The 1,443-nt window shown below is 38.5% G+C and carries 1 protein-coding gene; it reads left to right on the plus strand.

Features of this window, described 5'->3' with window-relative positions; all coding sequences use genetic code 11:
- Positions 1–1,443, plus strand: a 1,443-nt coding sequence (locus tag GBH57_RS15920) for a CLIPPER-2 domain-containing protein (protein ID WP_208997627.1), incomplete at both ends; no start/stop codon positions are given.

Here is a 1,443-nt window from a genome sequence, read left to right on the forward strand (position 1 = left end):
TAACTAAGACTCAGGTTTCAGTTTCAGGAACAGGAATGGAAGGAGATGTAATCACGTATACTATTACAGTAGAGAACACAGGAAATACAACATTAACAGATGTATTAGTTACAGATGATAATGCAGTATTAGATCCAACGTTTGTGAATCCAATTCCAGAAATATTACCAGGAGCAGTGGTAACTGTAGAAGCAACACATATTATCACATTAGATGATATCAATGCAGGATTTGTAGAAAACAGTGCAGTAGCAGCAGGAACAAGTCCAGAAGGTCCTGTAACTGATACATCAGATACAGATACAGACACAGATGGAAATCCAATTGCTGACAATGAGGATACAGAAACGCCAAATGGAGACGGTTCAACGAACAGTGATCCAACAGATGATCCAACGGTAACACCTATTGATCAAGCGGGAGATCTTACAGTAACTAAGAGTCAAGCTTCGGTTTCTGGCATTGGTACTGAAGGAGATGTAATCACGTATACTATTACAGTAGAGAACACAGGAAATACAACATTAACAGATGTATTAGTTACAGATGATAATGCAGTATTAGATCCAGCGTTTGTGAATCCAATTCCAGAAATGTTACCAGGAGCAGTGGTAACTGTAGAAGCAACACATATTATCACATTAGATGATGTCAATACAGGATTTGTAGAAAACAGTGCAGTAGCAGCAGGAACAAGTCCAGAAGGTCCTGTAACTGATACGTCAGATACAGATACAGATCCTTCAGGAAATACCATTCCAAATAATGAAGATACAGAGACACCGAATGGAGACGGTTCAACGAACAGTGATCCAACAGATGACCCAACAGTAACTACTATTGGACAAGTTGGAGATCTTACAGTAACTAAGAGTCAGGTTTCGGTTTCAGGAACAGGAATGGAAGGAGATGTAATCACGTATACAATTACAGTAGAGAACACAGGAAATACAACATTAACAGATGTATTAGTTACAGATGATAATGCAGTATTAGATCCAGCGTTTGTGAATCCAATTCCAGAAATGTTACCAGGAGCAGTGGTAACTGTAGATGCAACACATATTATCACATTAGATGATATCAATGCAGGATTTGTAGAAAACAGTGCAGTGGCGGCAGGAACAAGTCCAGAAGGTCCTGTAACTGATACATCAGATACAGATACAGACTCAGATGGAAATCCAATTCCAAATAATGAAGATACAGAGACACCAAATGGAGACGGTTCAATAAATGATGATCCAACAGATGATCCAACGGTAACACCTATTGATCAAGCAGGAGATCTTACAGTAACTAAGAGTCAAGCTTCGGTTTCAGGAACAGGAATGGAAGGAGATGTAATCACGTATACTATTACAGTTACAAATACAGGAAATACAACATTAACAGATGTATTAGTTACAGATGATAATGCAGTATTAGATCCAGCGTTTGTGA

The sequence above is a fragment of the Patiriisocius marinus genome (assembly GCF_008974325.1).
GTDB lineage: Bacteria > Bacteroidota > Bacteroidia > Flavobacteriales > Flavobacteriaceae > Patiriisocius > Patiriisocius marinus.